The following is a 17,806-nucleotide window of genomic DNA, read 5'->3' on the forward strand; positions in this document are numbered from 1 at the left end:
GCGGCCCCCGAGGCTCGTCGCTCGAAGGCTCGCTCCGGGCGGGGCTCGGCGGGAGCGCATGTCGCGCTTTGATGGGACGTGTCGCTGCTGGTTATCGGTGGTCGAGTAGGCCGAGGTCGCGCAGGCTTTCGGCGGTTTGCACGATCGTGGTTTCGGCCGGGCGGGGGGACCAGCCGAGTTCGGCCTGGGCGCGGTCGTTGTGGATGATCAGGCGGGGCGGCTCGGCGCCGGGGACCTCCTCGGTCGGGACCCGGGTGGCCAGCGGGCCGAGTCGGTCGCGCAGGATTCGAGCCATTTCCAGGAAGCTGATCGTCGGGCCGTCGGCCAGGGCCAGATAGCGTTTGCCCGCGGCCTGGGGTGCGGCCATCGCGCGGATGTGCAGATCGGCGACGTCGCGGACGTCGGCCACGCCGAAACGTTGACGCGGTGCGGCGGACATCGTTCCGTCGAGCATCGATTTGGTCAGTCCCAATGACGAACGCACCTGCGCGATCAGGGTGGGACCGAGGATGAATGTGGGGTTGACCGTGACCAGTTCGGTCTCGCCGCCCTCACGTTCGGCGAAATCCCACGCGGCGAGTTCGGCGATCGCCTTGGACCGCGGGTAGGGGGCCAGACCGGGCGTATCGGGATCGGTCCAATCCTCTTCGGTGTACTCCGCGCCGGGTTTGGGCGAATAGCCGATCGCCGCGAACGACGAGGTCAGCACGACCCGTCGCGCGCCCGAGTCCCGTGCGGCCCGCAGTACGCGCAAGGCACCGTCGCGCGCGGGGACGATCACCTCGTCCGGATCCTGGGGCTGGATCATCGGGGAGGCGGTGTGGTGTATCTCCTCGCAGCCGGCGGTGGCATCGGCCCAGCCGTCGTCGGCGGTCAGCCCGGCGGCGACGATCTCGAGGTCGCCGTCGTCCGCGCCGCCGCGACGAACCGCCGCGCGTACCTGCGCCTCGTATTCGAGTGAACGCACCGTCGTGCGGACCGGGCGACCCTCGCGCAGCAGTGCGGCGATCAGTTGGGTGCCCAGATAACCGGTTCCGCCGGTCACGAGTACGCGGTTCATTGCAGCACCATCGCTTCCAGTCGGGGGTACATGCCCTGCACTCGCTCGTTCGCCTCGGCTTCGGCGGCGGCGTCGCGGTGATCGCGGGCATCCCACAGCGCGGCCTTCGCGCGCAGGTAGTCGAGATGGACGTGCAGCGTGGCGATCTCGGCCTCGATCCGCTCGGCATGACGCAACAGCAGATCGCGCTGTTCACCGGCCGCGGCGTGGCCTCGAGTGCGGTTCGCCTGATAGGTGCGCATCTCCGCGATGCCCAGGCCCACGGCCCGCAGGCAGGCCAGAACCTGCAGGGTGTCGAGGTCCTCCTCGCGATACCGGCGGTGTCCGCTGCTGGGATCGCGGTCGACCGGGCCGATCAGCCCGACCTGTTCGTAATAGCGCAGTGTCGGTTCGCTCAGCCCGCTGCGCCGGGCGGCGTCCTGGATGGTGAATGACATATATGCAGGAAAACAGACTTCAAGCGCTTGAAGTCAAGGGTTCGCCAACGAGATCCGGGTCGGGCGCCCGATGGGTCGGCTCGACGGACTCTCGCGGGAAAGGGCATGCCTGGTTCGGTATTTCGGCAGCTGAGTGGCGGTGCTGTGCGAGGGTCGCGGGCCGGGATGGGCGCGTAGTCTGGATTGTGAGGTGGCAGGGGTGCGTCCACGGGTGTGGGCGGGGTCACCGAATGCTTCGCCGGTGCCGGTCCCGGGGAAGGTGCGGCACCGGCGGAGGTTCATGGGGGGATCGCACCGCGGATTGATCGATTCGGCGTTCCGGCTCGCGTGTCACGACCGCAGTTGCTCGACCACCCATGCGGTGCTCTCGGGGCTCGAGCGCAGGGTGGAGTGATCGACTGCGGGTGCGGTGGGGAAGCGGTCCTCGTACACGACGTTCACCACCCCCGGCTCATCGATCCGCGAGCAGCTCACCGCGGGGGTGGCGATGCGATCGTGGCGGGTGGCCAGGATCGAATAGCGCACCCCGGGCTGGGTGACCGTGCCGTCGAAGACCGCCTTGTACACCTCGGAGGTGGGGGACATCTGCATGGCGGGCGCCATACCGGGGAACATGATCGTCAACGCGGACACCAGATATGGTGCGACCTCCGCCGCCTGGACCGGCGTCATCGGCGGGTTCGTGATGCCGTACTGGGCGAGCAGGCCCGCGCCGTCGCAGCCGCGTGATTCGGGCGCGAGCAGTACCGCGTCGCGGACCGAGGATGCCCCGCGGAGCACCTTGAGGTAGTACTGGGCGACGAAGGTTCCCGCCGAATGCGCGACGATGTCGACCTTGTCCGCGCGGGTGGCGGTGCGGACCTTCGTGATGAAATCGGCGACCTGCCGCGCCTCGCTGGGCACGTCACCGGCCCAGCGCTGGCCCTTGATGATGCCGCCCTGGAACACGAACGCGCAGCCGCCGTCGGCGCGCAACGCGGTCAGCATCGGATTCCATTGCGCCGCGGTCTGATCGGTGGTGCCGTCGGCCCCGGGCAGGACGACCACCGGATGCGGCCGATGCGGACCCGGCGTGCAGTTCACCGGGGGGTCGATCACGGTGCCCGCCGGAATGGTCGAGGTGTCGATCCGGACCGGCGATTGGATAGCGGGCGCTGTCGGCGGGCCGCTCGGCGCCGCGGCGGCCGGTGTGGCCGCGATCGCCACCACCCCCGCCAGGACGGTGCCCAGCAGCGCGATTCCAGCGCGCGATGTTGTTGTCCTCATCTACGGCACAGCCTTTCGATACTGTCCGAACCATCCCGGCCCGGTGTGAGACCGGCGCACCGTGACGCCGACATCGGACTCCGTGCGGGATGGGCCCCCTGACACCCGTGCATCGGGCCACCCCCCGAAACTGCCCCTTATCGCACCAGCGTCATCCGCCCATGTCAATGGGCATACGGCGTGGTGACGCAAACGCGCCGCTGGAAGGGGTGCGTTCGGAGATCGCGGGCCCGCGCGGTCGCGCGCGTCCGGGTGCGGCGCCTGCGGCCGCGCGGCGGCCGATTCGGTCGGAAAATATACGCGCGGTGCATGCCGTATAGTTGCTGAATATTTATGAAAACGTAATTCTTCAATCTACTTACATCTCTGTGAGTCGTGCATGTAATCAAGTGGCGGAAACATCGCCGGAGACTTGTTGCCGTGTCACCCCGGCCGGTCATGAGTGCATTCGGGCAAATCGGCAGGCTCAGAGCATTACTAATTTCCCGTCGGCAAACCTTCCGATTGGACTCGATGGAGGGCTGTATCTCGAACGTAACCCAAGGTGCGGGCAGGTTTTGTTAATGTCGGCATACGCTGTTGGTCCTGAGTTGAAGGTTGGCATTAATTCGATCCGAAGTTGTTCGGAAGGGTGTCTCGGAATACGTTCCGAGATTTTCGTACGAAGGGGTGCGCTGTATGAGCCAGAGCTGGAACCGGCGGCGAGACGCCGCGGAGATCCTGGTGGAACAACAGTCAGGAGATGTGCTGGTGTTTAGCGACAGTGGATCCGCCGAACCGAGTGCGGCGGGATATTACCTGGACCGTGACGGAGATGTGTGGGAGAAGGAGGCGCAGGGCTGGCGGTTGATCCTGCAGCGTGGCGTCGCCGTGGATCCGGTGTCGCTGTGGGATTGGGTGGAAGGGCATGTGCGTGACTACGCACCGTTCATGCCCGTCGCGATGAACTGATCATTCGACCGGAAGCGTTGCCGCACCCGATGTTATCGTCAGGGTGACGATTACAATCTCGATCATGGGCAATGCTTTTCGCCTCAACGCGGCGGTCGCCGTCGATCTCGTCGTGCTCACCCTCGGCGCTCGAAACGCGCCCAACGACACCCTGTGTGCCCTGCTCGTACAGCGGTTGTACGCGCCGTATCGAGGCAGGTGGGCGTTGCCGGGCGGATTCGTGCAGACCGATGAGAGCCTCTCGGCGGCGGCCGTGCGGCTGCTTCGCGAAGAGACCGGCATCCGCGCGGACCGGATGCATCTCGAGCAACTCGCCACCTACGGCGAACCGGGGCGCGATCCTCGCGGCCGGGTGATCAGCACCACCTATCTCGCGCTGGTGCCGAATCTGCCCGCGCCCACCGCGGGTGGGGATGCCACGGCCGCCGCGATCTGGTCGGCCGAGCAGATTCTGGCCGATCCCGGGCGGCTGGCCTTCGACCATCATCGAATCCTGGCCGACGGCGTCGAGCGCGCTCGGGCCAAATTCGAGTACACCCCGCTGGCCACCGCGTTCTGCGGCCGCGAGTTCACCGTGGCCGAGTTGCGGCGGGTGTACGAAGTGGTGTGGGGTACCGCGATCGATCCGCGCAACTTCCACCGCAAGGTCACCAGTACCGCCGGATTCGTCGAGGCGACCGGGCGGACCAGCACCCGCGACGGCGGGCGTCCCGCCCAGTTGTACCGGGCCGGTCCGGCTCTGGCGCTGCGCCCGCCGATGATGCGGCCGCAGGCCGCCTGACCCGTACCCTCCCGTGGGCATATGTCTCGCACAGCATGTTCCCAGTCGAGGCACAGTGAGCCTGCCAGACGGCATTTCTACGCTCTGGCGGACAGCGGGGGAATTCGTGGAGGAAGGCGGGAACATGGTGTCGATGTCCGGCGTCGACGAGGGTGCGCACAACGTATCCGAGGAGTACGTGGGTGCATCCGGAACGCGGCCGGGGCGAGATCCCCGGACCGCTCGGCCGCGCTGGGTGCGCCCGGGTCTGGCCGGACTGCTGATCGCGACGGCCGTGCTGTATCTGTGGGGGTTGAGCTCGGCGGGCTGGGCCAACCCCTTCTACGCGGCGTCCGTGCAGGCGGGTACCCAGGATTGGAAGGCGCTGCTGTTCGCCTCGCTCGACCCGGGTAACGGCATCACCGTCGACAAACCGCCGGCCGCGATGTGGGTGATGGCCTTGTCGGGGCGGATATTCGGCTTCTCCGCGTGGTCGATGCTGATGCCGGAGGCGCTGATCGGGGTCGCGACGGTGGCGTTGCTGTACGGCGCGGTGCGGCGTTGCGCGGGATATGCCGCCGGGCTGATCGCGGGTGCGGCGCTGGCGCTGACTCCGGTGGCGGCGTTGATGTTCCGCTACGACAATCCGGATGCGCTGATGATGTTGCTGGTCGTCGCGGCGGCCTACTGTGTGGTGCGCGCGTTGCGGTCGCCGGGGACGCGGTGGTGGTCGGCGGGTACCGGCTGGCTGGCACTGGCGGGTGTGGCGATCGGCTTCGGATTCCTGGCGAAGATGATGCAGGCGTTCCTGGTGCTACCGGGGTTGGCGCTGGTCGTCGTGGTGGCGATGCCGGGCGGATTCTGGTCCCGGATCGGCAAATTGGCGACCGCGGGTCTGACGGTGCTGGTCTCCGCGGGCTGGTACGTGGCGCTGGTTCAGGTGTGGCCCGCGAATTCGCGGCCCTACATCGGCGGGTCCACCGACAACAGCCTGTGGGATCTGGCCGTGGGGTACAACGGCCTGGGCCGGGTGCTGGGTAACGAGAACAAGCATCACCCCGCGCCCGCGCACCCTTCCGCCTCGCCCGGCCCGACCGCTGGAACAGATGGCGCAACCGCCGGGACGCATGCCGTGGCGGCACACGGTACGACCGCTGCGACGCAGGGTTCGACCGCTGGGACACACGGCACGGCTGCCGCGGCGGATGGCGCGACCGCTGCCACACATGCCACGACCGCTGCGGACGCGCACGGCGCGGCCGCACATGCGGCGGCGAATTCGCCGCATTTCGGCGGGATGGCGCACGGTGGGACCGGCGTGCTGCGGCTGCTTCAGAATTCGCTGGCGACCGAATTCGCCTGGCTGGTTCCGGCGGCGGTGATCGGGCTGCTGGCCGGGCTGTGGCTGACCCGCCGCGCGCCGCGCACCGATCCGGCCCGCGCCGCGTTGATTCTGTGGGGCGGCTGGCTGGTCGGGACCTGGCTGGTGCTCAGCTATATGAGCAGTTCGTTCCACACGTACTACACGGTCGAGCTGGCTCCAGCGCTGGCGGCGCTGGGCGCGATCGGCGGGACGTTGCTGTGGAAGCGGCGCGAACATCCCTCGGCCCGGGTGGGTCTGGGCGCGATGTCGGCGGCGACGGGCTTGTGGGTGTACCACCTGCTCGACGAGACACCGACGTGGTTGCCCTGGCTGCGGTGGACGTTGGTGATCGCCGGATTCGCGGTGGCCGCGGTGCTGATCCTCGGCGCTACCCGCTTGCGGCGGTTCGGGGTCGTGACCGCGGCCGTCGCGGTGATCGCCGGACTGGCCGGTCCGGCCGCCTACGCGGTCGAGACGGTGGCGTTGCCGCACGGCGGCGGGAGTCCGTACAGCGGCCCGGTTCGAGTGCGCGGCAACGGATTCGGGCACGATCCGGCGACGAAGAGCGCGCCGCGCTTGGATGCGATGCTGTCCGATGCCGATAACCGCTGGGCCGCAGCGGCCGTCGGATCGCAACAGGTCAGTGCCATCGAATTACGCACGGGCGCATCACTTTTGGCCATCGGAGGATTCAGCGGCCGGGACGATTCGCCGACCTTGGCGCAGTTCCAGCAGTACGTCACCGCCGGGGAAGTGCACTACTTCCTGATGGACGCCCGCTCGCAAGCGCGCGGCACCGGAAGAGCCACCGCGTCGGAGGACGCCGATGCACACACGATGAGCGCCCATCGGGACAGTGCGACAACGCATCCGAACAGCAGGGTCGCGCCTTCGGCGAACCACCCCGCGAACTCGTCCGGATCGCCGAGTGTCAGTTCGAATACCAGTACCAGCGGCGGCCGGATCACCGCCTGGGTGCAAGCGCGCTACATCCCGGTCACCGTCGACGGTGTGCAGGTGTACGACCTGACGATTCCGCCTCGGAGCTGAACGCCGGATCATGTTGCGGCCGAAGCAGATCCACTGTTGTCGGTCGTATGCGGGTACGCGGCCCGGACTCTCGCCGTGGACCGGATTTCCGAACAGCGGATCCTCGTGTGTCGATGCGGCGCATCGCATCCGGTCACCGTCGCGGGAGTGCAGGTGCTGGCCGATGGCCCCGGTGCGGGCCTGGATTCCGGATTGGGTTGTGGCCGAGATTCATTGAACGGAATCGGCGGCATGCGATTCGCGACGTCACGGTTGCGGAGTGGATTTGGACGCTGGATGTGTCGCGGCCGGGATTCGGGGATCGGATCTCGGCCGTAGCCCGCCGGGAAAAGGGGAGATGCACTGGAGGTCACCCGGTTCGGCTACTCCTTTCAACGCCGACCCCAGATCACCCGAGTTCCGCTCACTCCTGACAATGCCAGCTACAAGGCCGTGGCCCGGGTCGATTCTGAACTGAGCGACGCGGGGGAAGAGTCGGCCCTCGGGGTTGCGATGCGGTGTCGGTGTGGCATCTGGTTCGGGTAGGGCGGAGTACTCGCCGGTCGAGGGTGGTACACCGGGTTATGACCGAGGTAGTGGCCGATGCGCAGGAGACTCGCGGATGGTCGGCGGAGTACTGGGGATATCTGATGTGGGGGCTGGCCGCGCTGGCCGTGGCGGGGCCCGAACTGGCTTCGGTGTTCGGGCTGGGGGATTGGCCGACGATCTCGGCGACGATCGGGCATCTCGAGGCGGCGCATTCCTGGGTGCGTCTGGTGGTTGTGTTCGTGATCGCAGTACTCGGGTACTACGCGGTGCCGCAGTTGCTCGCGCATCCGACGCGGCCGCGGATCGTGGCGGGGCAGCAGACCACGGTCAACGGCCGGGCCACCCGCGATGCGGAGGCCGTGCGATCCGGGGGCATGGGCTGGTATCTGGTGGCGGCGATCGCCGGACTCGTGGCCGGACTGGCTGTCGCGCCCGGCGCCCGGGCCATGCATCCGGGCACCTACGTCGGCGCGTACGTGCTCTACGGGCTCATCGCGGTGCTGTGGGTGATCGTGCCCAGCGTGCTGGCGATGTTCTTCGCGCGAGAAGTCCCGTTCCCCACGCTGTTCCGCACGATCGGCTATCTGGAGCGTCGCGCGCACCCGGTCGCCGCGATCATCCTCGCCCTACTGGTGATCCTGCTGCTGCACCTGGCGTTCTACCCCTGGCCACGCTACGGATCCTGAAGTGGCACAGGGGAATCGGTGCGACCTACTGCGGTTCGCCGAAGAGGGTGACCTCGAGCAGGCTGATCACCCGGTCCTGGGGACAGATCCGATCACCCTCGCCGAAGACGCGGCCCAGGTCGACCACGAGGCTGAAGGCGGCCTGGACCAGGATGCGCGCCTGGGCCTGAGAAAGTTCCGGGCGCACCTGGACCAGCAGTTTCACCCATTCGGCCACGACCAGCCGCTGGACGTTGCGCAGCATCGTGCGCTCCTCGGCGGGGATGTGGCCGAATTCCGCGTAGTACACGAAGGTCAGTTCCCGCTCCGCGAAACAGCCCGCGACGTACAGATCGATCAGTTTCGACAACGCCTCGGCCGGAGTGCTCGACGACGCGGTGGCCGGTCCGATCGCGCCCGCCATCCGATCGGCGGCACGCCGGAAGGCGGCGGCCAGCAGATCGCTCTTACTGCGGTAGTAGCGGTACACCGCCGAGGCCGCCGACAGTTCCGCGGCCGTCGCGATCTCCTCGACGCTGACGTTCGGATAGCCGCGCTCGTGGAACAGCTCCACCGCTTTCTTCAGCAGCAGTTCGTGTTTGAACGACTGCGGGATCTCCACGGCGCGAGGTGTGCGCGGATCCGCTTGGGGCTCGGGCAGATCCGCGCGGACCACCGCCCACGCGACCGAATTCAGCACGGCCGTCAGGGGCTTCACCGGGAGTGCGGCGTGATGGTCGCCGATACTGCTGATCACGCTGAACAACGTCACCGACCGCACCAGACTGTCCCGGCTGGTCAGTTCCGGGCGCAGGTCGTCGATCAACCGGCGCACCGCGGCGATGGAGGTGCGGAACTGTTCGTCGAGGGTTTCGCCGTCGGTGTCGTCCAGATAACGGCGCTCCCAACGGGTCAGCGCGACCGTCGGGCGATTGGCGATGGCATCGGCGATCATCGCGTCGATCACGTGACCGAGCCGCTGTTCCGGGGGCCAGTCCACCGCCTCCTCGGGCAGGGTGACCGTCATGACGGTGGCCGCGCCCAGCCGCAGCAGTTCCTCGCGGAACAGCGCGTATTTGCTCGGATAGTGCCGGTACAGGGCCGCGGAGGAGATGCCTAGCCGGGAGGCGATGTCCTCCATGCTCACGCCGTGATAGCCGAGGGAGCCGAAGGCCGCCGCCGAGGTCGCGGCGATCTGCGCCCGGCGGTCCTTCGGGCGGCGGCGGATCACCCGCTCGGGTTTTCCGGTCGTCGATACCTCTGCTGAGTGCGCAGTACCGCGCTGACCTCGGCTCACAGTGCTGGCCTGTCTTTCGGTGACGGTGTGCGCGCGCCGGATTTCGGTGTGCGCACGCGGCTGGCGGGTCGCCGTCGCAGTTGGTTCACCGCCGTGGCATTCCCGGAATGTTCATGATCGCCATGGTAGCCAGCAGGAGGTACGCAGCCTTCTCGTGCTATCGGCGGTCGCACCAACATTACGAGCCCGGTGGCGCGGCGAGGCGGGTGATGGACCGTCCGAGGACCACGATGGCTTGCGCGGACGCGGGTGCGGCGACGGCGGCGGATCGTCCGACTTCGTTCGAGGCTACGTGCGCGAGCGCATGCGCCAGCATCGCGCTATGATCTGAAAAGCCTGCTGTCACAATCTGTTACGTGATCGCACGGGTCGCGGGCCGGTCTCGAAACCGCATCGATTCGGCTCGCTGCCCTGGCTCGCCGGGGGACGCATCGTAGGCTGCGCTGCGAGTCGTCCACCCCTGATGAACGGAGTCCTGATCGATGCGCACGGTGAAGCTGGAGCGCACCATCCGGGCACCCCTGGCCGATGTGTTCGAATGGCTCACCGACGCCACGAATTTCCAGCGTGTGCCGATCATCCGGCGGGTGACGCTGGTGCGGCCCGGCAATGTCGTCGAGCACGGCGTCGGCGCGGTGCGATTGCTGGTTACGCCGCTGGTCCGGGTCACCGAGGAGATCGTCGAATACGAACCGCCGCGCCTGATCCGCTACAAACTGCTCGGCTCCTACCCGCCGATGCGGGCCCAGGACGGCTGCCTGGAGTTCAAGGAGACCGAGGACGGCGCGTGGATTCGCTGGACGGCCCACTTCGAGGTCGGCGCACCGCTTTTCGCCGATCTGTGGACCGCGGGCATGGCGCCGATGGTCGTCGGCGGGATTCGCAGTGTGCTGAGTACCGCCGAGCGGGAGTTGCGTCGGCACTGAGCGCGGATGAAACCCGATCCATTCCGCCGGGGCGGGGGATCCGGCCCTGACCTGCGGGAAGCTGTCCGGATTCGGCGCGCGACGAAGAATTGTCCGGTGTTCGGTTCGGTGGTCGTATGGTGGACGAGCCGGTGATTCGGCATGTCGAGCGCAGTCGGGTGCGGGTCGGCGAGCGGACGTGGCTGGTGCGCGAGGCAGAAGCGCGGGCCGGCGGATGAGGAATTCTTCGGTGCAGGAAGGTGAGGGCGATGCAGCCGCAGTGGGTGCCTGAGGAGAATGATGTCGCGAAGGCGCGGATCACCGATTTCGCGCGGTTCGTGACCGGCCGCACCGGAGTCGAATTCGCGGATTACCGCGCGCTGTGGGAGTGGTCGGTTCGCGACCTCGCCGGTTTCTGGGGTGCGGTGTGGGAGTACTTCGGCCTGGGCCCGGCGCCGGAACAGGTGCTCACGAGTGCGGATATGCCTGGGGCGCAGTGGTTTCCGTGGACGCGGGTGAACTACGTCGATCAGATCGTGCGGCAGGCGCGCGCCGATCGCCCGGCCATCGTCTCGGCCGCCGAGGGCGGCGAGCTCACCGAGATGTCCTGGGCCGAATTGCTCAGTCGGACAGCGACATTCGCGCGAACACTCCGGGAAAAGGGTGTCGCGCCCGGTGATCGGGTGATCGGCTATCTGCCCAATATCGCCGAGACGGTGATCGCCTTCCTGGCCACGGCATCGATCGGCGCGGTGTGGAGCGCGTGCGGGCAGGACTATTCGGCCAAGGCCGCGCTGGATCGCCTCGGTCAGCTCGAGCCGGTGATACTCGTGACCGCCGACGGCTATCGATACGGCGGCAAGGTTCACGACAAACGCGAGGATATCGCCGCGTTGCGGGCGGGCCTGCCGGAATTACGGGCGACGGTCGTGGTGTCCCGCCTGGGCGGCGAGGTGCCCGATTCGCTGGACTGGGAGCAGGTGAGCGCGCCCGGCGACACCGAAATTACCACGGAGGCAGTCGAATTCGATCATCCGCTGTGGATTCTGTTCTCCTCGGGCACCACCGGCCTGCCCAAGGGGATCGTGCACGGCCACGGCGGCGTCTTGATCGAACATCTGAAAGCCACTGGGCTGCAATCGGATATCGGTCCGGACGACGTCTTCTTCTGGTACACCAGCCCGTCCTGGATGATGTGGAATTTTCAGGTCGCCGGGCTGCTGGTCGGCGCGACCATCGTCTGCTACGACGGCAGTCCCGGATATCCGGCGGCGGATGCGCTGTGGGACGTCGCCGCTCGCACGCACACCACCGTGCTGGGTACGAGTCCCGGCTATGTGCTGGCCTGCATCAAGGCGGGCGCGCGGCCGAGGCTGGACCATGATCTGACGGCGCTGCGCACGGTCGGCATCACCGGGGCCTCGCTGCCGGAATCCTCCTCGCTGTGGCTCGGGGAGAATGTCGGCGAGCACGTCCAGGTGTCCTCGATCAGCGGTGGGACCGATGTGGTTTCGGCATTCATCGGCGGTGCGCCGAATGTTCCGGTCTGGCCGGGTGAGCTGTCGGTGCCGTTCCTGGGCGCGGCGGTGGACGCCTGGGACGAGTCCGGGAGACCGGTGCGCGGCGAGGTCGGTGAACTGGTGATCACCGCGCCGATGCCATCGATGCCGATCCGATTCTGGCGTGATGGCGACGGATCGCGTTATCGGGCAGCCTATTTCGATATGTTCCCCGGGGTCTGGCGGCACGGCGACTGGATCACCGTCACCGATCACGGCAGCGTCGTGGTGCACGGCCGGTCGGATTCGACGTTGAACCGGCACGGCATCCGGATGGGCTCGGCCGATATCTACCAGGCCGTGGAATCGCTTCCGGAGATCGCCGAGGCCTTGGTGATCGGGGTCGAACAACCAGACGGCGGCTACTGGATGCCGCTGTTCGTGGTACTCGCCCCGAACGCCGAACTCACCGACGAACTGCGCGACCGGATCGGATCCGTCATCCGCAGCGAGGTCTCCCCGCGCCACGTCCCCGACGAGATCATCCTCGCCCCCGGCATCCCGCACACCCGCACCGGCAAGAAACTCGAGGTGCCGATCAAGAAGCTCTTCCAGGGCGCGGAAGCCGCCCGCGTCGTGGAACGCACCGCCGTGGACGATCCGGCTCTGCTGGACTGGTACTCGGCTGTCCGGATGTCCGAGGGCACGTGAAGTAGAGACGTTCGGCCGCACAGCCGGGTGCGGCATCGTGGACCGTTCGTCGGGCATCTCCTCGAATCGGCTGTTACACGACGAGTTCCCCGGTCTCGGTGCCGAGGACCCCGTCGACCATGCGATACACCGCGTCCATTCGGTGGAGGTGGGCGCGGTCGTGGGTGACCAGGAGGGTGGGGGCGGCGTGGTCGCGGACGATGCGCAGGATGAGGTCCATGACGGCGGCGCCGCGTTCTGAGTCCAGGGCGCTGGTGGGCTCGTCGATGACGAGCAGGGCCGGGTCGTTCATCAGGGCGCGGGCGATATCGATGCGTTGGCGCTGGCCGCCGGACAGCTGCGACGGGCGTTTGTGTTCGTGCGCCGACAGACCTACGGCATCGAGTAGATCCCTTGCTCTGGAACGAATTTCATGACTCCTCCGCCGCGTGATGGACCGTCGGCCGCCCAGATGCGCCATCACCTCGAGCTGTTCGGCTGCGGTGAGGGCGGGGATGAGGTTGGGTTGCTGGAAGACCATGCCGATCCGCTCGCGTCGCAGTGTCGCTGCCTCGCGGCGATTCAGACCGGCCAGATCAACTGTGCCGCTGCATGTTTCGAGCAGAACGCGGCCGGAGTCCGGACGCAGCAGGGTTGAGGTCACCGCCAGCAGGCTGGATTTGCCCGAACCCGACGGCCCGGTGATGGCGGCGATCCGGCCACCGTCCACTCGCAGATTCACCGAATCCAGGGCCGTGATGCGTTCGCTGCCATCGGGATAGGTGAGGGTGACATCGTCGACGGTCAGTGTGGTCATCGAGAACTCCTGTGGTTCAGCGTGTTCGGTTGAGTGCGGTGAGCGGGTCGGCGGTGGCCACGAAGCGCAGGGCGACAGCCGCGCCGAGCACGCCCAGGCCGATCAGTGCCGCGCCCGGTACGAGAGTCGTTGCGGCGCTGAGGACGAACGGCACCGATGGGCCCAGTGCGGACCCGGCGAGCGAGGTGATCGCCAAACCTGTGCCGACGCCGATCAGCAATACGACCAGTGCCTGGCCGAGTGCGTCGGCCATGAGGGAGTTCGTGGTCGCGCCCAGAGCCTTCAATATCGCGATATCGGGAGTGCGCTGAATCGTCCACACAGTGAAGAAAGCGCCGATGACCAGCGCGGATATCGCGAACAGCAGGATCGTCATCAGGGTGAGCGAGCCGTTCTCCGCTTTGTAGGAGCCGATCGCCTGCAGTGAGTTCGCGGCGCTGGTCGTGACGGTGTGCGCGGCGGCGTTCACCGCGGCCGCATCGTGTACATCCGAGGTGACGAGAATCGTCGCGGCGTCGCCGCGGGGTTCGAGGGACTGCCAGTCCGGGAGCGTCATCCAGACGACCGGGGTGTGCGCGTACCAGTCGTCGCCGCTGATCGCGGTCACGGCGAACGTCGCATTCCCGAGCGTGATGCGGTCACCGGTCGCGGCGGACAGGTCTCGTGCCGCGGGCGCGCTCAGCACGATCGATCCGGGTTCGATTGCTGAATGTTCGCCAAATGTGGCGGTCTCGGTGCCGAACAGCGCCACCTGCGCGGGCGGACCGCCGCCTCGGGCGGCTTGGGCGTGGCTGATGCCGACCGGATCCGCGTGCGCGGCCTGCCGCCAGGCCCGCACCTGATCCGCGGTCAGCGCGGAGGAGTCGAAGGACGGCGACGTCCCGGTGTCCGCGAATACGACCGTATCGCCGGACATCTTCCGCAGGGCGGAGGTGTTCTGGTGCGCGAGTCCGGAAGTGAGCCCGCTCAGGAAGCTGACCAGCAGGGCGACCAGGACCACGACCAGCGTGATGAGCGCGAAACGGCCGCGTGCGGCCCGCAGATCCCTCAGTGCGACGAACATGTTCTCACCGTGCCCGGATTCGGGGCCCGGTTCATCGGCGGTGTGAACGAACCCGCGACCAGCCGAGGATGGGTGTCCGATTCCATCTTTCGATGGATGCCGTCGATGTAACCCCGCATAAGCTGGCAGGGTGCACCGCTCTCCGCTGACTCCCGTCTTCGCCGCGCTGCAGGCTGCCCTGCATGTGCTGATGGTGGCGCTGACGGTCTACGTGATGGTGCGGGCGCTGGTTCCGGGCGGGCAGCATCGGATCGCGGTGGTGGTGCTGGCCGTGCTGTTCCTGCTCATCTATTTCGGCGGTGCGATGCTGCGCTCGCGGCCCGTCGCGGCGCGGGTGTGGCTCGGTGCGCTGACGGTGCTGTGGCTGGGGCTGGTGGCGATGGCGCCCGAGGCCATCTATCTCGTCTTCGGGTTGTTCTTCCTGTATCTGCATCTGCTGCCGCGGTTCTGGGGGCTGATCGCGGTGCTGGCCGCGACCGTCGTCTCGGTCGTCGGCTTCGCGCTGCACGAGGGCTGGACGGCGGGCGGGGTGATCGGGCCGGTGCTGGGCGCGGCCGTCGCGCTCGCGATCGGATTCGGTTATCGGGCGCTGTATCAGGAGGCCGCCGATCGCCAGCGTCTCATCGACGAATTGCTGGCCACCCGTGCGACACTCGCGGAACGTGAGCGCACCGCCGGAAAACTGGCCGAGCGCCAGCGGCTGGCCCAGGAGATCCACGACACGGTGGCCCAGGGGCTGTCCAGTATCCAGCTGCTCCTGCACGCGGCGGAGGGGGTCGCGCCGGATCATCCTGCGTTGCAGAAGATCCGGCTGGCCCGCGAGACCGCCGCGGACAATCTCGCCGAGACGCGTCAGTTGATCGGCGATCTCACCCCGGCGGCTCTGGAGGGGCAGTCCCTGGCGAGTGCGCTCGAGCGAATCGCCCAGCGGGCCAGCGCGCCCGGGCTAGACGCACACGTTCTGGTGGAGGGGGAGCCGGAACGGTTGCCCATGCCCATCGAGGCGGCGCTGGTGCGGGTGGCGCAGGGGGCGGTATCCAATGTGGTGCGTCATGCGCGGGCGCAACGCATGAGGATCACCCTCACCTACGGCGAGGACGGTGTGCACCTGGATGTGGTCGACGACGGAATCGGTATAGCTCCAGAGGTTTTCGCGCAGGGGACGTTCGGCCTGAACGCGATGCGAAGCCGCGTCGAACAGCAGGGCGGCAGTATGGATGTGGAGTCCGAATCCGGGCACACCGCGGTCACCGTCTCGTTCCCCTCCTCGGCGGCGTGATGAATTCCGTTGATGAAGAACGGATCCGGCTGCTGCTCGCCGACGATCACGCGATCGTGCGGGCCGGCTTGCGCGCCCTGCTCGACGCGGCGCGGGACGTCGAGGTGGCCGGTGAGGCGGCGACCGCCGAGGAGGCCGTATCCGCCTGTGCCGCAATGCCTGTGGATCTGGTGCTGATGGACCTTCGGTTCGGTCCGGGGAAATCCGGTGTGGATGCCACGCTGGCCTTGCGCGCGCTGCCGGATCCGCCGAATGTTCTGGTGGTCACCAATTACGACACCGATGCCGACATCCTCGGTGCCATCGAGGCTGGGGCCTGCGGTTACATTCTCAAGGACACACCGCCGGGCGATCTGCTGGCCGCGGTGCGCGCGGCCGCGGCGGGGGAGAGCGTGCTGTCGCCGTCGGTGGCCTCGCGGCTGATGACCCGCGTGCGCAAACCGGATACGACGTTGAGCCACCGGGAGATCGAGGTGTTGCGGCTGGTCGCGGAGGGGCATTCCAACCGGGAGATCGGGCGCAGTCTGTTCCTGAGTGAGACCACCGTGAAATCCCATCTGGTGCACATCTATGCCAAGCTCGGGGTGAAGTCCCGCACCTCCGCGGTGGCGCGCGCCCGTGAGCGCGGGGCGATCTGACGATCGGGCCGATCCGCACCCGGTTGCCGCGGATTGTCACCGCACGCCCCTACGCTGTGCGGATGGCCCTCACACTTTCCGATCCACAGGTGCGTGAATTCCTCTCCCACGGCACACGCACCGGCAAGCTCGCATTCGTGACCGCCGACGGCCGCCCGGTGATCAACCCGGTGTGGTTCATCGTCGAAGGTGAGGAACTGATCTTCAACACCGGCAAGGACACGGCCAAGGGACGGGCGATCGCCCGTGATCGCCGGCTCTCGCTGTGCGTCGATCTGGAGGAACCGCCCTTCGGATACGTGCAGGTGCAGGGCGTGGCCGAGGTGTCCGAGGATCCGGGCGAGCTGTTGCGCACCGCGACCGCCATCGCCGGTCGCTACATGGGCGCGGACCGGGCCGCGGAATTCGGCGCGCGCAACGGCGTACCCGGTGAGCTGGTGGTTCGCCTGCGCCCGACCAAGGTGCTCGGCGGCTTCGATATGACCGGGTAGCGCCGAGATTCGCCCGGGTCCTCGTTGCTGTTGTCGCGCCGATACCCTGTTCTCGCGGACATGACCGGCGGGATACTCGCGCCATGTGAACGCCGATCTTCGATACGGCAGCGAATTTCCCGCGAATCGACACTTGGGCGGTGACTATGAACTCGACCGACCGATGTCGCTCGGCGGCAACCGAGATGAGGCGAGTGTTCCCGGGCTGTGTGCGGCAGGGCGTCGATGGTGCGTCGTCCGGTGGGGAGGGCTGATGTCTTCCGGTGCCGATCCCGGCGACCGGCTCGACTATCGATTCACCCTCGCCAACGAGCGCACCTTCCTGGCCTGGATCCGGACCTCGCTGGGCCTGCTGGCCGGCGGCGTGGCGGTGCACACTCTCGTGCAGCCGTTCCACCATTCCGGATTGCGGCGACTCATCGCGGTCAGCTGCATCGTGCTCGCCGTGATCGTGGCCGTCGGCGCCTACCGGCACTGGCGCAACGTCGAGGACGCGATGCGTCGCGGCGAACCGCTCACCGGCACGATCATGGTCTCGCTGTTGGCGGTGGGTATCGCGGTGGTGTCGATACTGGCGGCCCTCGCGGTGCTGTTCGAATGATGTGGGCAACGGGCCGGTGACCGCCGACACCGGCATGGCCCGCGAGCGGACGGCGTTGTCGTGGCGCCGTACCGCGATCGCTTCGATGGCCACCGCCGCACTGTTCGTCAACCACGCGGTGGTCAGCGGTTGGCGGCATTCGGTCGCTGCCCCCCTGGCCGCCGCCGTCATGCTGGTCGTTCTCGCGGCCATGAGCTATCAGCGAAGTCGTGCTCTGCACCGCGGTGAACTCGGCCGCTCCCGCATCGAAGTCGCTCTGACCGCGACGGTGGTAGTCCTGGTCTGCGCCGTCGCCCTGCTCATCAGCCTGGGAAATCCCCAACGCTAACTGGTCCGGCCGCGCAGCCGATCTCCCCAGGCTTCCTGCGGAAGCGCTCTATTCCACTGTCGCACAGGCAAAGTCGGCGATCCCGGCCAACTCTCGCCTACACCGCTTCCAGCCCGCT

Annotated in this window: 17 protein-coding genes; 11 read left to right on the forward strand and 6 right to left on the reverse strand. The window is 67.6% G+C overall.

The window, feature by feature from the left end; all coding sequences use genetic code 11:
• Positions 1-91: 91 nt before the first annotated feature.
• The 3 genes from NM2_RS25090 to NM2_RS25100 all read right to left on the reverse strand — a co-directional run bounded on the left by NM2_RS25090 (position 92) and on the right by NM2_RS25100 (position 2,763).
• Positions 92-1,060 (reverse strand): SDR family oxidoreductase, encoded by a 969-nt coding sequence (locus NM2_RS25090; RefSeq protein ID WP_067673449.1) that lies wholly within the window; start codon positions 1,058-1,060, stop codon positions 92-94.
• A complete protein-coding gene (locus tag NM2_RS25095; protein WP_067673451.1) occupies positions 1,057-1,497 on the reverse strand; it encodes a MerR family transcriptional regulator in 441 nt (146 codons plus the stop codon). The genes NM2_RS25090 and NM2_RS25095 overlap by 4 nt, the downstream gene beginning before the upstream one ends.
• Before the next feature lie 330 nt (positions 1,498-1,827).
• Positions 1,828-2,763 carry a lipase family alpha/beta hydrolase gene (locus tag NM2_RS25100; RefSeq protein ID WP_067673454.1) on the reverse strand — a complete coding sequence of 312 codons (936 nt, stop codon included), beginning with the start codon at positions 2,761-2,763 and terminating at the stop codon, positions 1,828-1,830.
• 678 nt (positions 2,764-3,441) lie between these two features.
• Between NM2_RS25100 and NM2_RS25105 the strand changes: the two genes are divergently transcribed.
• The 4 genes from NM2_RS25105 to NM2_RS25120 all read left to right on the forward strand — a co-directional run bounded on the left by NM2_RS25105 (position 3,442) and on the right by NM2_RS25120 (position 8,101).
• Positions 3,442-3,714, forward strand: a complete 273-nt coding sequence (locus NM2_RS25105; protein WP_067673456.1) for a hypothetical protein — start codon at positions 3,442-3,444, stop codon at positions 3,712-3,714.
• Positions 3,715-3,778: 64 nt separating this feature from the next.
• Positions 3,779-4,495 (forward strand): NUDIX hydrolase, encoded by a 717-nt coding sequence (locus NM2_RS25110; RefSeq protein WP_067673457.1) that lies wholly within the window; start codon positions 3,779-3,781, stop codon positions 4,493-4,495.
• 133 nt (positions 4,496-4,628) lie between these two features.
• Entirely contained in the window at positions 4,629-6,887 is a 2,259-nt protein-coding gene (locus tag NM2_RS51850) for an ArnT family glycosyltransferase (protein ID WP_084531534.1), read from the forward strand.
• A gap of 563 nt (positions 6,888-7,450) precedes the next feature.
• On the forward strand, positions 7,451-8,101 hold the full coding sequence (locus NM2_RS25120) for a hypothetical protein (protein WP_067673458.1): 651 nt from the start codon (positions 7,451-7,453) through the stop codon (positions 8,099-8,101).
• 25 nt (positions 8,102-8,126) lie between these two features.
• On the opposite strand, the gene NM2_RS25125 is transcribed toward NM2_RS25120, so the two are convergent.
• Positions 8,127-9,377 carry a TetR/AcrR family transcriptional regulator gene (locus tag NM2_RS25125; RefSeq protein WP_067673460.1) on the reverse strand — a complete coding sequence of 417 codons (1,251 nt, stop codon included), beginning with the start codon at positions 9,375-9,377 and terminating at the stop codon, positions 8,127-8,129.
• Positions 9,378-9,859: 482 nt separating this feature from the next.
• Between NM2_RS25125 and NM2_RS25130 the strand changes: the two genes are divergently transcribed.
• Positions 9,860-10,303, forward strand: coding sequence for an SRPBCC family protein (locus NM2_RS25130; RefSeq protein WP_067673462.1), 444 nt, complete (start codon positions 9,860-9,862; stop codon positions 10,301-10,303).
• A gap of 248 nt (positions 10,304-10,551) precedes the next feature.
• Positions 10,552-12,492, forward strand: a complete 1,941-nt coding sequence (locus NM2_RS25135; RefSeq protein ID WP_067673464.1) for an acetoacetate--CoA ligase — start codon at positions 10,552-10,554, stop codon at positions 12,490-12,492.
• A 73-nt stretch (positions 12,493-12,565) separates the two neighbouring features.
• On the opposite strand, the gene NM2_RS25140 is transcribed toward NM2_RS25135, so the two are convergent.
• Both NM2_RS25140 and NM2_RS25145 read right to left on the reverse strand, forming a co-directional pair.
• Positions 12,566-13,288, reverse strand: coding sequence for an ABC transporter ATP-binding protein (locus NM2_RS25140; RefSeq protein ID WP_067673465.1), 723 nt, complete (start codon positions 13,286-13,288; stop codon positions 12,566-12,568).
• A gap of 16 nt (positions 13,289-13,304) precedes the next feature.
• On the reverse strand, positions 13,305-14,351 hold the full coding sequence (locus NM2_RS25145; protein WP_067673466.1) for an ABC transporter permease: 1,047 nt from the start codon (positions 14,349-14,351) through the stop codon (positions 13,305-13,307).
• A 130-nt stretch (positions 14,352-14,481) separates the two neighbouring features.
• Here NM2_RS25145 and NM2_RS25150 point away from each other — a divergent pair, with 130 nt between their 5' ends.
• The 5 genes from NM2_RS25150 (at position 14,482) to NM2_RS25170 (ending at position 17,688) form a co-directional block, all read left to right on the forward strand.
• Entirely contained in the window at positions 14,482-15,630 is a 1,149-nt protein-coding gene (locus NM2_RS25150; RefSeq protein ID WP_067673468.1) for a sensor histidine kinase, read from the forward strand.
• Positions 15,630-16,268, forward strand: coding sequence for a LuxR C-terminal-related transcriptional regulator (locus NM2_RS25155; protein ID WP_067673470.1), 639 nt, complete (start codon positions 15,630-15,632; stop codon positions 16,266-16,268). Before NM2_RS25150 ends, NM2_RS25155 begins: the two co-directional genes overlap by 1 nt.
• Before the next feature lie 62 nt (positions 16,269-16,330).
• Positions 16,331-16,759 (forward strand): PPOX class F420-dependent oxidoreductase, encoded by a 429-nt coding sequence (locus NM2_RS25160; protein ID WP_067673493.1) that lies wholly within the window; start codon positions 16,331-16,333, stop codon positions 16,757-16,759.
• Positions 16,760-17,012: 253 nt separating this feature from the next.
• The gene (locus NM2_RS25165; RefSeq protein WP_067673495.1) at positions 17,013-17,360 is read left to right on the forward strand and encodes a YidH family protein; all 348 of its coding nucleotides are present in this window, start codon (positions 17,013-17,015) and stop codon (positions 17,358-17,360) included.
• 16 nt (positions 17,361-17,376) lie between these two features.
• On the forward strand, positions 17,377-17,688 hold the full coding sequence (locus tag NM2_RS25170; protein WP_157121296.1) for a DUF202 domain-containing protein: 312 nt from the start codon (positions 17,377-17,379) through the stop codon (positions 17,686-17,688).
• Positions 17,689-17,806: the final 118 nt, after the last annotated feature.

The organism is Nocardia miyunensis NBRC 108239 (assembly GCF_001613065.1).
Classification (GTDB): Bacteria; Actinomycetota; Actinomycetes; order Mycobacteriales; family Mycobacteriaceae; genus Nocardia; species Nocardia miyunensis.